Consider the following 13,371-nt stretch of genomic DNA (forward strand, 5'->3'; position numbering starts at 1 on the left):
GGGGAAACCCGCCCTCCACGTCAATTCCTACGGCCGAATTACTGGCAGCGCGAAGGAGACGTTGGCGCGCACACCGGAAGCGTGCAGCTTGCCGGTCGCAAGCGCTGCGTCCCAACTCAAGGTACCGGTAGCAAGACCCAGCCAGAGGTCAGCTGGCATTTCGGTCACGTTCGGCGGGGTACCTCGTGTGTGGCCAGGGCCCTCAACACACTGCACCGCACCAAACGGCGGCACCCGTACTTCCACCGCATGCCCCGGCACTTTCTCGGCGAGGAGTTGCAGCGTGTATCGCACCGCCGTGGCCAGCACCGTTCGGGGAACACCAACGGCAGCACCATTCGCGCGAGCACCAGCACCAACCGCAGCGCCATCCGCACGCCCGACAGCACCAGCACCAGCACCAGCACCAGCACCAGCACCCTCAGCATCCCCAACCGACTGGGCAGAAAGCCACTCCCGAACAGCCTGCTGGCCCACCGCATCCGCAATTTTCGCTCGTGCCATCCGACAATCCCTTCGACGACCGGTAGCCTAGTGCCCGTGAAGATTCTCGTACTTGGCTCCGGCGCACGTGAGCACGCCATCCTCAGCTCCCTCGCCAGCGAGGGTACCCACGAACTGATCGTGGCGCCCGGCAACATTGGCATGGAGACCGAGGCCAGCCGTATTCGCATCGACCAGACGAACCCCGACCTCATTGCCGAATTTGCCGAAGATGAGCAGATCGACCTCGTGGTGATCGGGCCCGAGGCTCCGCTGGTCGCGGGTGTCGCGGACGCCGTGCGCGCGAAGGGCATCACCGTGTTCGGCCCGTCAAAGGCCGCCGCGCAGCTCGAGGGTTCCAAGACCTTCGCGAAGGAAATCATGCAGCAGGCGGGGGTTCCCACCGGTGGCGCACGGCTGCTCCACGAGCTCGCCGACGTCGCGGCAACGCTCGACCAGTTCGGCGCACCTTATGTGGTGAAGGCTGACGGGCTCGCTTCGGGCAAGGGCGTCATGGTCACCTCCGACCGCAATGACGCGCTGCGCCACGCGGAACACTGGCTCGCCCACGGCCCGGTGCTCGTCGAAGAATTCCTCGACGGCCTCGAGGTCTCACTCTTCTGCATCGCGGACGGCAACACCGTTCGCGCACTGCCGCCGGCGCAAGACTTCAAGCGCCTCCACAACGATGATGCCGGACCCAACACCGGCGGCATGGGGGCCTACACCCCGGTACCTTTCCTCGAGGATCGCTTCGGTGGCGAGCGCGCGTTCATGGACGAGGTCGTCCGCACCGTCGCGCAGCCCGTGGTCGACACCATGCGCGAGAACGGCAACCCCTTCCAGGGGCTCCTCTACTGCGGTCTGATCGTCACGGCCGCGGGCATCCGCGTGATCGAATTCAACGCGCGCTTCGGTGACCCGGAGACCCAGGTCGTGTTGCAGCGCCTGGCCGAGCCGCTCTCGCCGCTGCTGTATGCATCCGGCGCCGGCACCCTCGACCAGCACGCGACCGAGCTGCAAGTCGCTGATAAGTCGGCCGTCACGGTCGTGCTTGCCTCCGAGGGATACCCGGACAAGGTTCGTTCCGGCCGCCCGATCTCGGGGCTGGATGCTGCTGCCGCGACCGGCGCGCTGATCTTCCACGCCGCGACCGGCGCGAATGAGGAGGGCATCACCGCCACCGGTGGTCGGGTGCTCAACGTGGTCGGCCAGGGCGGCACCTTGCAGGAGGCCCGTCGCCGCGCCTATGAGGCAATGGCACAGATCAGTCTCGATGGCGGCCAGTTCCGCACCGATATCGCCCAGACTGGCGCTGCCCTGCAAAATTCAATCCTCGCGCGCGAGGGGCAGATCACGGATGCGCAGGCCGGCGAGTCTGAGCGCGCAGCCAATGAGATGGCTGAGCAGGCCTTTCAGGCGATGCCGATTGCCCCGGAGGAATCCACCGGTGCACTTGAGGTGACCGATGCGTCCACCGACACCGGGTCGTCGCCTTCGCTCGAGGACACCCCGATCGCTGCACAGATTGCGGCGCAGCGCGCCTTTGGCCTCGAGTCGATTCACGCAACTCGTGCGCTGACCGGTTGGCGTCACGTCTACTCGGGCAAGGTGCGCGAGGTCTACGAGTCTGAGACGGACGCGGATGCGCTGCTCGTGGTGGCGAGCAACCGCGTTTCGGCCTTCGACCACATTCTCGAGCCGGAGATTCCCGGCAAGGGTGAGCTGCTCACGAAGCTGAGCCGCTGGTGGTTTGATCAGCTCGAGGTACCCAACCACCTTCGCGAGCCGGAGGGTTGGGATGCTGAACTTCCCGCCGAGATTTCGGCGCGCTCAATGCGCGTGGCAAAGCTGGAGATGTTCCCGGTGGAGTGTGTAGTGCGCGGCTATCTCACGGGTTCGGGGCTCAAGGAATATGAAGCCACCGGCACCGTTTGCGGTGTGCCGCTGCCCGAGGGGCTGCGCGATGGCGATCAGCTTCCGGAGCCGATTTTCACCCCCGCCTACAAGGCGCCGCAGGGTGAGCACGATGAGAACATTTCTTTCGAGCGTGTGGTTGAGCTGATCGGGGCGGATGCGGCTGCCGCACTTCGCGACCTGTCGCTGCAGATCTTTGCGGTGGCGAGCCAGCGTGCCGCCGAGCGCGGCGTGATCCTCGCCGACACGAAGTTCGAGTTTGGCGTTGACCCTGCGACCGGTCAGATCACGCTCGCCGACGAGGTGCTCACTTCGGATTCTTCGCGCTACTGGGATGCATCGCTGTACTCGAACCTGGAGCTGCCGTTTGCCGAGCGCCTGTCCTCCTTCGACAAGCAGATCGTCCGCAACTGGCTGCGCGAGAACTGGGACGGCGAGGGCACTCCGCCGGAGCTTCCCGCCGAGATCGTTGAGCGCACGGTAGCCCGCTATCAGGAGCTGCTCGAGCGCCTCGCGAGCTAGAGGTTCCCGAGTAGCCGCAGGCGTATCGAGAGAGTTATCTAACGCTGCAGAAATCGGGGGTCGGACGTCTTATACGACGTCCGACCCCCGACTTCGGCATGGAAACGTAAAACTTCTACTTGCTAGCGAGACTCTGCAGCTCAGCCAGCGTATTCGGCAGCGGCGAGACCTGCTCGCCGTCCTGCGCGAGCCATGGCGTGCCGCCTACACCGTCACCGAGCGCCTGATCCGTACTGCTAAGGATCCAGTCCTCGTAGTTGCCGCCCTCGATGACGGCATACACGTCGGCAGACTCCACGCCAGCGTCCTCAACCGCCAGCGCATACTCGGTGCGGTCCATGCTCGACTGCTCCGAGTTCGGGATCGCGAAGAGCGCGTCCATCACCGTGAAGAATTGTTTCGGTTCGTACTGGACCGTGGCGGCAGTTGCTGCACCCGCAAGTGTCCCGTATTCGCTGACGATATTGATCATGTGATAGCGCACCTGAATGTCGCCATCCGCGATGCCGGTCTGGAACGCTTCGCCCATTGCCCCGTGGTAGTCCACGCAGTGCGGGCACGAGAAATCGAAGTAGTAGTCGAGTGTGACGGGAGCATCCGCAAACCCGACGAGCACGCCGTCTCCTGACGCTTCAATCGGCACCGAAACGGTCTCCCCCTGCGAGGTCTCGAGTTCGACATCGCCAGAGGAATCGGGGATCCCGCTGTCACTTGGGGCAACCTCGGTTGACTCGGCTGCGGATGAATCGTCTTCCACCACCGGGTCGGAGTCCATCGCCGCAAACAAGCCCCGGAAGATGAAAATTCCACCGATCACGAGGCCGAGCACCACCACAGTGCCGCCGGCAATGATCCCGATGATCAGGCCGGTTTTTGATTTTTTCGGGGCGGGACCAGCGCCTGCCCCGTCCCCGAAACCAGGGCCAGCACCAGGTCCGTATCCGGCACCAGCACTTCCACCGACCGAACCCGACGTGCCGAGGGATTCCGAGGCACCTGGTGCCCCCTGCCCGTAGCCGCCGCCCACACCGCGATTCGCGAGTGCCTGCCGAGCCGCTGCTTGGCCTTGCGGAGTCCCCTGCTGCGTCAACCAGTGCAGCAGGTTGTCGGATGCGCCGGGATGGGCGGCGATCTGCGGCTGCAGTTCGGGAGCTTGGCTGGCGGCCTGACCGAGTTGCCAGTCGGCGGATGCCGGGTTATTGACAATCTCGTACGGCGAGGGCTGATTCGCGTCGGGTTGGTTCATGACTAAAGCAGTCGTCCTTGTCTCGGGCTCGGCGAGCGGTCTTAGGCTTTGACTTCGGAAGTCTTACTGCGCTTCCAACGGTCACGCAGGCGGTCGCGAATTGAGTCACCGTCAGGATCACGTTCAAGATCCGGCAGCGGCTCGTTCCAGGCCTTGATGAGTGCCCAGCCCACTGCTGTGAGCGGCACGGCGATCAGCGTGCCGACGATGCCACCGAGGATGGTACCGGTGGTCAGGGCAAGCAGCACCACGAGTTCGTGGAGTTTCAGCGACCTGCCGAGCACGACCGGTGAAAGCAGATTACCTTCAAGCTGGTTCACCACAACGACGATGATCACCACGATCACGGCGGGCCAGAATCCATTGGTCACCAGGGTCACGAGTGCCGCGACGATACCGGCAAGCGTCGCACCCACGACCGGGATGAACGCGGTAATGAAGACCACGAGGGCCAGCGGCAGCGCGAGCGGCACCTGCAGGATGACGAGGCCAATTCCGATAAATACCGCGTCTACGAGAGCCACGATGACCGTGCCGCGAACGTAACCGCCCATCACGCCGACCGCGCGCAGACCCATCAGTTCTGCCCGGCGGTGACGTGCATCCTTCAACGGCTTAATCAGGAACGACCAAATCATCGGGCCGTCCTTGAGGAAGAAGAAGAGGATCACCACGAACAGCACCGCGGAGGTCGCGAAGGAAGCGAAGGCACCGATGCCGGATGCGAAGCCTGAGCCCACCGCGCTGTAGTTGAGCTTGCCAAGCCACTCTTGGACGGTTCCCCACATGTCGTTGATTGCGTCGGTGTTCAGCTCGAACTGGGGGAAGGTGGCATTCCACCAGGTCAGCAGCTGGTCAATTCCTTCGCTGACCTTCTGCGCCATCGAATCCCATTGACTCATCACCTGAGCAACGACGATCCAAATCAGACCGCCAAACACGAGAACGACAACCAACAACACGAGCACCGTGGAGAGCAACCGCGGCCAGCCTTTCGAACCGAGCCAGGAGAGCACCGGTTCCATCGCCGAAGCGATGATGATCGCCAGCAGCAGCGGGATGACTACGATCGAGACTTGCAACAAGCCCATGACCACGATCGCCAACGCTGCCAAGACAAGGAGCAACTGGAGCGACCGAATGGCGGTCACACCAAGCGCATCGACCCACGGCGCCGCGGGATTCTTCAGCGTTGCGAACCGCCCCTGGCGACGTTCTTCTTCAACACTCGCCCGATCGGTTGATTCCTCGCGCAGTTCGTCTTCAGACCAGGTTCTTGACTCCTCAGCCATGGTCATCTCCCATCACTTCTTTCACACTGTCAACACGACAGATTCCCTATCTTTTCGCAACCAGTTGACCGTCGCATCCATCCCTAAGCGCAATTGCGTCTTCAGCCGCGCAGCCTCGCGAGCCTCGGGCGTCGAAACGACCGCCCGGGAGCGTGCCGTGGGCCGCGCATCCACGGCTAGACTGGTACCCAAACGTCGCCGACTTAGTTTCAGGAGAGCTGATGCCGAAGATTCTCGTGCAGGTCATGCCCAAGCAGGAACTGCTTGATCCCGCTGGAAAGGCTGTGCAGCGGTCGCTCGCGAGCAACGGCCGTGAATACCTCACGGATGTCCGGATCGGTAAGCGCTTCGAGATCACCACTGACCGCGAAGCCACGCCAGAGCTGCTCGAAGAGATTGCCGAGCTCGCTGCAAACCTGCTCTCGAACGACGTAATCGAAGATGTCGTCTCGATCGAGGTTGCTGACGAAGAGCCCTTCGACCCGGCCCAGACCGAGACTGTCACCGACGACGGCTTCCTGCCCACCGGCGCTTCGAGCGACGAGCAGGCGCGCCAGAACGTGCAGGGCGAGTAGTCGTGCGCGTAGGTGTCATCACTTTCCCCGGTTCTCTCGACGACCGTGACGCGCAGCGCGCGGTCGAAATCGCTGGCGGCGAGCCCGTCGCACTCTGGCACGGCGACCACGACCTGCAGGGTGTGGATGCGGTGGTACTGCCCGGTGGGTTCAGCTACGGCGACTACCTGCGTTGCGGTGCGATCGCAGCCCAGGCACCGATCATGACCGAGCTGATCGAGCAGGCGAATAAGGGCCTGCCGGTACTCGGTATCTGCAATGGTTTCCAGATGCTCGTGGAGGCACACCTGCTGCCCGGCGGGCTGATCCGCAACGACCACGGACGCTTCATTTGCCGCGACCAGAAGCTGCGCGTCGAGAACATCGACACCCCGTGGACTTCGCTCTACGAGCAAGACGAGGAGATCGTCATCCCGTTGAAGAACGGTGAGGGCGGCTACATCGCCGACGAGGAGACCCTCAAGCGCATTGAGGGCGAGGGCCTCGTGGCCTTCCGCTACCTCGGCGCGAACCCGAACGGCTCGGCGAACGACATCGCGGGTGTGCGCAACGCCGCCGGAAACGTCGTCGGCCTGATGCCGCACCCGGAGCACGCGGTCGAGCGCGGCTACGGACCCGACACTTCCGAGCGGATGCGCTCGGGGATCGACGGGCTCGGCATGTTTGCGAGCGTGCTGCGCTCGCTCGCTGCGGCGTAGTAGGTTCGGCTTCCAGTAAACCTCACCGAATGGTAAGCAGTCCCGTTCGGTTCGAAGTAACCCTGGGCCGTGTCGGAAAAGTGCACGCTACGGGGCACACGTCGGCGTGTCGCCGCGTGTCGCTCCGGCTCGTGCACTTTTTTGACGAACGCCCGCGGTTGCCGAACGAGCACCCGCGGTTGATGAGCGGCCGCGGCTGACAAGCACCCGCACTTGTACCGCCGCACAATCTGCTTCCCCACAATTCACCCGCACGCCAGTGTTCCTCGCGGAGGCTGCGCATAGGCTAGATCGCAGGGTCTGGATGCTGGGCTCGGCTGCCAGAGTGTGGGCGCCGGGCCCAGCGCGACGGGTTAAGGGGTGACAATTGCGCGAGGAACACGAACACATCGATCGATCGCACTGGGCGACGCCAAAAAAGAGCCAGTCTGACCGTCATGAGCGTCTGAATACCTCGGTCAGCGGTATCCCCGCGACCCCACTGCAACCGGATGCCTCCGCCGACACCGCATCCAGCGCATCCTCGGATGCGCCTTCCACCGAAGATCTGATGTCGTCGCCCATGCTGGGCCCATCGACCACACCAATCACCCTCCCGATTACGCTCGAGGAGGAGGCGCGGCTCAAGGCAGCTGGCAAGCCGGTACCGAAGAATCTCTTCGGCTTTCTCAATAAAGTCGACCCGCGCGTGGTCGCCCTACTGGGGTCGATTGCGGTGGGCATGAACCCAGTGTTCGTGCGGCTCGCGGGCGAGAACGCGGCGACTGCGGTGTTCTTCCGGTTCGCGATCGCACTGATTCCGCTGGGGATTTTTGCGCTCCTCGAACTGCGGCTGAACGGTCGGATGCGCGCCAAGGACGTCCTGCTGCACCTGCTCGCGGGCGTGTTCTTTGGCCTCGACGTGGGCTTGTGGATCCCCGGTGTGCTGCTCGCCGGTGCGGGAATCGCGACGGTTGCGGGCAATTTGCAGGTCATCATTGTGCCGCTCCTCGCGCTACTGATTTTCCGCGAGAAACTCTCGAAGCCGTTCCTGATCGCGATTCCGGTGATGCTCGGCGGGGTGGTGCTGCTCAGCGGTGTAATCGAGCACGGCATCGGCGGGGATGCGTTCCTCGGCGTTCTCCTCGCCGTCGCGGGCGGCATCGCCTACGCCGGGTACATCATGATCATCGGTCGGGCCCGGCCCACCGGCCACGCCTCCACGAACGTATTTTTGTCCTCGTTCTCGTCCATGATTGTCGGTACCGCGGTGGCCTCCGGCTGGGGTGCACCAAATTTCACGCCCGACCTACAACCCCTGATCCTGCTCATCCTGATGGCGCTGTTTAGTCAGGTGATCGGCTGGGTGGCGACCGCGAGCGCACTGCCGCGACTGGATGCATCCACCGGTTCGATGCTGCTGCTCACCCAGCCGCTGGTCGCGATCCTCGGTGGAGTGCTGCTGATTGGCGAGCAGATTTCGGTGCTGCAGTGGGTCGGTATCGCGGCAATTATTGCGGCGGTCTGGTTCACCTCGTTCATGTCCGGGCGGATGCGGCGCAAACGGCCCGGGGCGGCTCGCAAGTAGCTTCGAAGGGCGACCTCGAGCAGCCTCTCGATCGTTTCCCGAGTAGCGTCGCGCATCGAGCGGCGATCCCCGGCAGCGTCGAGGCGTGGTCCCCGAGTAGCCTCCGGCGTACCGAGGCGTGGTCCCCGTGTACCGAGGGACGGTCTCCGAGTAGCCCGACGTAGCGAGGTGGCACTAAGCTAAATCCGATGCATCCCTCACGTCTTCTTCATATTGTCTCGGTCGTCGAGGCAGGTACGTGGGCCTTCCTTATTCTGGCGATGCTCACGAAGTATGTCTGGGCGCCGGAGCTTGGGGATGTGCTGGTTGCGTTTGCGGGCGCCGCGCACGGTGTCGGGTTCATGGTGTTCCTGTTCGTCGCGACCGTGGTCGGCGCGAATGCGCGCTGGCGCTGGTGGATGTATTTGCTCGCCTGGGCGAGTTCGGTCCCGCCGTTCTTTACCCTGCTCTTTGACTGGTTTGCGCACCGTCGCGGGGCGCTCGAGCACGACTGGTTTGCTCCGGAACTTGAGCGTGAACATGGCGAATTGCGCCCACGCATGGCCGGAGTGATTCGCTGGACCATTTCGCGACCGATCACTCAAACCGCGACGATCATCGCCGCATTCTTGTTCATCCTCACGCCGGCGCTAGCGAACTAGCCGCGAGCATCCACGCTCGCGCCGCCTGGTCGATGGCGCTGCTCGCCCAGGCCGATGGCGCCGAGCCGGGTCGATTGCACCGAGCCGGGTTGATAGAACAGCCTGGTTCGGCGCGTCCACCCCGGCTCGGGGATGCTGGGAACCGGCTCGCGGCGACTGGGGCACGGCTCGCGGTTGTCCGGCGCCGACTCCGGTCCGCGCGACTGTGAGGGCTCTCATCGAGGTCTCATAGTCGGCTCACGCCTGTCTCATTCCCTCGCTGAATAGTGGAATTGCCAGCGAATGAGGGGGAGATTCCATGGGACAGCACAGCCCACGGTCAGCGGCAGCGGCAGCAGCAGCGGCAGCAGCAGCAGCGCCAGGACCAGGACCAGGACCAGGACCAGGACCAGGACCAGGACCAGGACCAGGACCAGGAGGAGCGCGCAAACCAGCGAAAACCTCAAGGCCTGAAACCAACTGGCGACGCGCCGCCATCATCGGTTCCGGACCAAACGGCCTCACCGCCGCAGCGATCCTCGCGAAGGCCGGCTGGCAGGTCGACGTCTACGAACAGAACTCGACGCCGGGTGGCGCCGCCCGCTCACAAGCCACCCTCGGCCCGGGCACAATCGTTGACCTCGGCGCGGCCGGACACCCCTTCGGCGTCGCTAGCCCCATCTTCCGCGAACTCGAACTCGAACAGCACGGACTCGAGTGGCTCCACTCCGACTTCCCGCTCGCGCATCCACTCGACACCCGCCCCGCGGCGATCCTCCACCGCGACCTCGACGCGACTGCAGCGGAACTCGGTCGTGACGCGAAAGCCTGGCAGCGCATCCACCGGCCGGTCACCAGCAATATCGATGCCCAGCTCGAGAACCTGCTCGGCCCGATGCTGCGGTGGCCCAAGCATCCGCTTCGACTGGCGGCATTCGCGCCGAGCGCGCTGCCGTCCGCGAGCGCGCTCACGAAGTTCGCGTTCGACGGAGCGCCGGCTCGCGCCTTATTTATGGGCTCGGCGGCGCACGCGATCGCGCCGCTCGACCAGGTCTTCACCGGCGCGTTCGGGACGCTCTTCGGCTCGCTCGGGCAGGTCGGCGGTTGGCCGGTTCCGCGCGGCGGCACGCAGGCGATCGTAGATGCGCTGGTCAGCGTGATCAAGTCGGCCGGCGGGCTCATCCACACGGGCGCCGAGGTGCGAGACCTGCGCGCGCTGCCAGAGGTCGATGCGACGCTGCTCAATCTCACGCCGCGGCAGGTGCTGAAACTGCAAGGTCCGCAAATTGAGGGTCTTCGCGCTCGCACGCGCGGCCGTCTCGGTCGCTGGCGCTACGGCGTCGGCGTGTTCAAAGTCGATTTTCTGCTGCGGGAGCCTGTGCCTTGGGCGGATGCGCGGGTCGGTCAAGCGACGACCGTGCACGTGGTCGGATCGGCGGGTGAACTGCAGCGTGCGGAGGCGCTTGCCGCGGCGGGGCTCATGCCCGAGAAACCGTTCGTGATGGTCGGCCAGCAGCAAGTCGCCGATCCCTCGCGTGCATCCGGACCGGCCGCTGAATATCACGTTATCTGGACCTACGCGCACGTGCCGCATGGTTATGTTGAGCAGCGGCCGGGCGAGGTTGCCGAGCGGATCGAACAGCAGGTTGAGCGGTTCGCGCCGGGGTTCCGCGATCTCATCGTGTTCCGCAATGAGACTTCACCCGCGCAGCTCGAGGCCGAGAATCCGAATTTGATCGGCGGCGACGTCGCTGGTGGTGCGATGACCGGGATGCAGGCGTTGCTGCGGCCGGGGTTCACACTTGACCCGTATCGACTTTCGGGCGCGGGTGCGCGGGGCAGCGGCCGCCTGTATCTTGCGTCGTCTGCCGCCCCGCCGGGTGCTGGCGTCCACGGGATGCCCGGCGCTTGGGCGGCGCGAGCAGTTCTTCGCGACTTCACGAGCATCCAATGACGAATCTTTCGCCAGCCCGCGCAACAATCCGTCACTCAATGCTGTCGGAGAAGTCTCCCACAGCATCCATCGACGAGTCTGCGGAAGGTCGCCCGCTAATCCGTCGATGGATGTCCCCAACAGCCAGAAAACAGCATCCATCGACGGGTTTGCGGGGCTGGTCCCACTAATCCGTCAATAGACGTCCCCAATCGCCGGGAAAACAGCATCCATCGACGAGTTACGGCGCGAAGCTGCGCCGACAGCCACACATCTAAGGAGTAAATAACGATGAGTCGGAAAATTTTCCCTGCGGGGCGAACGGCGGCGAGAACCGCGGGGCAAACTGCGGGGCGAACCGCGGCGACAACTGCGGGGAGATCTGCGGTGCGGGCTGCGGGGCAAACTGCGGCGCTACGTCAGGGCGACCTCTGGGCGCTCGCCGGATACGCCGCGTTTGCGGCAACGCTCCTCGCACCGCTGCGGCACTACGTCGGTGACCTCAGGACCGTCACGAAAGCGAAGATTGAGGAAGATTCCTTCCCGCTGTCGACGTATCCGATGTTCTCGGCCGATAGGAAGGGACGCATCGTGATTCCGCACGTTGTCGGGTTCACCGCGGCGGGCGAGCGGATCGTTCCGCACTACAGCCACTTTGGTTCCGGTGGGCTCAACCAGGTCCGCAAGCAGATCGCACGCGGAATCCGGCAGGGGCAGGCCGTCGAGATCGCGCAGCAGTACGCAGATTCAATTGCCAAGCAGCAGCGCCGCACGAGCGTCCCTTCGAAGCCGGAGGTGCAGCGGCGCCACAAATGCGAGGCCGAAATCGTGACGGTCGCGGTCGTTCGAGCCCGGTACGTCTTCGATGACTACTTCGCCGATGACAAGGATCCCGCGGCTGAGGTGATTCATGCCGAGTGCCCGGTTGGCGGGACGGCTTTTGCGCATCCCGCGAAACAGCTCCCCAAACACAGGCCAGCAAAGCACGGGCCGGTCAGCATGCCAGCATCCCCGAATCACACCGCGAAGCCACAGCGTTCGCGCCCACAATCTCCGCTGCCACAAACCGGAAAGCACACCGACGCGAGCGCCGCGACGAGCCAACCCACCGCATCCGCCAGCCAGAAAGCCCAGCGATGAACAAGATCCTCAGCCTTCTCACGAGCAAGCCGAGCGGCGCATCCAGTCGGCCCATCGACCGGGTCATGGACACGCTGCGCCCCGCCGCGACCCCGGTCCGCCCCGCACTTATGCGGCTCGGCATCGGCGGGTTCTCGGCTGTGCACCAATTCGGCCGCCGCGAAATGATCCACAAACTGCACCGGCAAGATGCCCCGCGCTTCGCGCCGATTGGCGTCGTGCGCATCTTGAGAAAACCGCTGCCGCCGAAAATCGCGGACGGACTCTTCACCGCGGCGCAGGTCACGAATGCCCTGACCACGCTTGGCATCGCGCACCGCGTCACCGGTCCGTTCAACGCGGCCCTGCAGCTGTGGACGATGACCTACCGCAACTCGTGGGGCATGATTTTCCACAACGACAACGGGCTCGTGCTGCACCAGGCTGTGCTCGGGCTGAGCCGATCTGCCGACGCCCTGTCGGTGGATGCGCTGGTCAAGTTCGCGAGGTCGCGGGCGGCTCAGAACCGGCTCGGCAGCCAGACTCGAGCGAGCAGCCAGCCTCGACCGAGCAGCGAGACTCGAGCCCGCATCCAACCGATACCGAGCATCCGGCCCCAACCGAGCACCACACTCGCGACACTCTGGAAGGCCCTCGCACCCGAGCGTTTCGATCGCCACTACGGTGGCATCCCGACCGCCATGAATATTGGCACGATGGCGATTTATTTCATCTCCGGTATCGCGAAAATCCGCAGCCCGAAAGGATGGGGTTGGGCGAGCGGCGACACGCTGCGCGAGCAGATTGCGTCGGATGCGATCCGCAAGGAGGTCTTCGGGTCGGTCGCTCCGAAGGCGGCTGGCGCGCTCTACAACAGCAAGGGTCAGTTCGGGGTGCTCGCGATCGTCACGCTGATCGTCGAGCTCGGGGCGCCACTGTCACTCGTGAATCGACGAGTCGGGCAGCTGTTTGCGCTCTCGGCATGGGCGATGCACGTTGGGATTCGGATCGTGATGGGGATCAAGTTCAAATACAACGTTTCGGGGGTCTCGTATCTGCCGTACTTCCCGGTGGGGAGGGAGTTGGCGGCGTAAGCGTTGGCGACCTTTCGATACGCGACCTTTCGATACGCGACCTGCGGCCGCTACTCAAGGATCGGCTCTTCACTGCTCAAGGATCGGCTCGGTTCGCTACTCAAGGATCGGCTCTATTCACTCAAAATTCATACTGATGGCCGTGCGGGAAACTGCGCGGCCATCAGCGTTTTCCTTCGTGAAATTCATTCATGAGAGAAGTCTCATCTTCGCCTAATTCGTGCCTCATGTCGCGCCGATTTACTCATATCAGTTGCTTCAGACGACCTCCGAACAAACGATGTTCCAGCATTTGAAAGGCAAAT

The 13,371-nt window shown here is 64.0% G+C and carries 11 protein-coding genes; 8 read left to right on the top strand and 3 right to left on the bottom strand.

The genetic code is table 11. The features are described from left to right. Positions 1 to 27: 27 nt before the first annotated feature. Complete coding sequence (locus F8O05_RS10325; protein WP_158052669.1) at positions 28 to 504, bottom strand: sterol carrier family protein; 477 nt, start codon at positions 502 to 504, stop codon at positions 28 to 30. 36 nt (positions 505 to 540) lie between these two features. Here F8O05_RS10325 and purD point away from each other — a divergent pair, with 36 nt between their 5' ends. Then, positions 541 to 2,922, top strand: a complete 2,382-nt coding sequence (purD, locus tag F8O05_RS10330) for a phosphoribosylamine--glycine ligase (protein WP_158052670.1) — start codon at positions 541 to 543, stop codon at positions 2,920 to 2,922. A gap of 115 nt (positions 2,923 to 3,037) precedes the next feature. Here purD and F8O05_RS10335 read toward each other — a convergent pair whose 3' ends face one another. Both F8O05_RS10335 and F8O05_RS10340 read right to left on the bottom strand, forming a co-directional pair. Continuing rightward, the gene (locus tag F8O05_RS10335; RefSeq protein WP_158052671.1) at positions 3,038 to 4,168 is read right to left on the bottom strand and encodes a DsbA family protein; all 1,131 of its coding nucleotides are present in this window, start codon (positions 4,166 to 4,168) and stop codon (positions 3,038 to 3,040) included. A gap of 41 nt (positions 4,169 to 4,209) precedes the next feature. Next, positions 4,210 to 5,460, bottom strand: a complete 1,251-nt coding sequence (locus F8O05_RS10340) for an AI-2E family transporter (protein WP_225735848.1) — start codon at positions 5,458 to 5,460, stop codon at positions 4,210 to 4,212. 221 nt (positions 5,461 to 5,681) lie between these two features. Here F8O05_RS10340 and purS point away from each other — a divergent pair, with 221 nt between their 5' ends. From purS to F8O05_RS10375, 7 genes are all read left to right on the top strand, one after another. Then, the gene (gene purS, locus F8O05_RS10345; RefSeq protein WP_158052673.1) at positions 5,682 to 6,035 is read left to right on the top strand and encodes a phosphoribosylformylglycinamidine synthase subunit PurS; all 354 of its coding nucleotides are present in this window, start codon (positions 5,682 to 5,684) and stop codon (positions 6,033 to 6,035) included. A gap of 2 nt (positions 6,036 to 6,037) precedes the next feature. Next, on the top strand, positions 6,038 to 6,733 hold the full coding sequence (gene purQ / locus F8O05_RS10350) for a phosphoribosylformylglycinamidine synthase subunit PurQ (protein ID WP_158052674.1): 696 nt from the start codon (positions 6,038 to 6,040) through the stop codon (positions 6,731 to 6,733). Positions 6,734 to 7,100: 367 nt separating this feature from the next. Continuing rightward, positions 7,101 to 8,300, top strand: a complete 1,200-nt coding sequence (locus F8O05_RS10355) for a DMT family transporter (protein ID WP_158052675.1) — start codon at positions 7,101 to 7,103, stop codon at positions 8,298 to 8,300. A gap of 188 nt (positions 8,301 to 8,488) precedes the next feature. Then, positions 8,489 to 8,941 (top strand): DUF3817 domain-containing protein, encoded by a 453-nt coding sequence (locus tag F8O05_RS10360; protein ID WP_158052676.1) that lies wholly within the window; start codon positions 8,489 to 8,491, stop codon positions 8,939 to 8,941. Positions 8,942 to 9,239: 298 nt separating this feature from the next. Continuing rightward, the gene (locus F8O05_RS10365) at positions 9,240 to 10,874 is read left to right on the top strand and encodes a phytoene desaturase family protein (protein WP_158052677.1); all 1,635 of its coding nucleotides are present in this window, start codon (positions 9,240 to 9,242) and stop codon (positions 10,872 to 10,874) included. A 270-nt stretch (positions 10,875 to 11,144) separates the two neighbouring features. Then, positions 11,145 to 11,993 (top strand): hypothetical protein, encoded by an 849-nt coding sequence (locus F8O05_RS10370; RefSeq protein WP_158052678.1) that lies wholly within the window; start codon positions 11,145 to 11,147, stop codon positions 11,991 to 11,993. Next, positions 11,990 to 13,066 carry a hypothetical protein gene (locus F8O05_RS10375; RefSeq protein WP_158052679.1) on the top strand — a complete coding sequence of 359 codons (1,077 nt, stop codon included), beginning with the start codon at positions 11,990 to 11,992 and terminating at the stop codon, positions 13,064 to 13,066. The genes F8O05_RS10370 and F8O05_RS10375 overlap by 4 nt, the downstream gene beginning before the upstream one ends. Positions 13,067 to 13,371: the final 305 nt, after the last annotated feature.

The sequence above is a fragment of the Gulosibacter chungangensis genome (assembly GCF_008831155.1).
Classification (GTDB): Bacteria; Actinomycetota; Actinomycetes; order Actinomycetales; family Microbacteriaceae; genus Gulosibacter; species Gulosibacter chungangensis.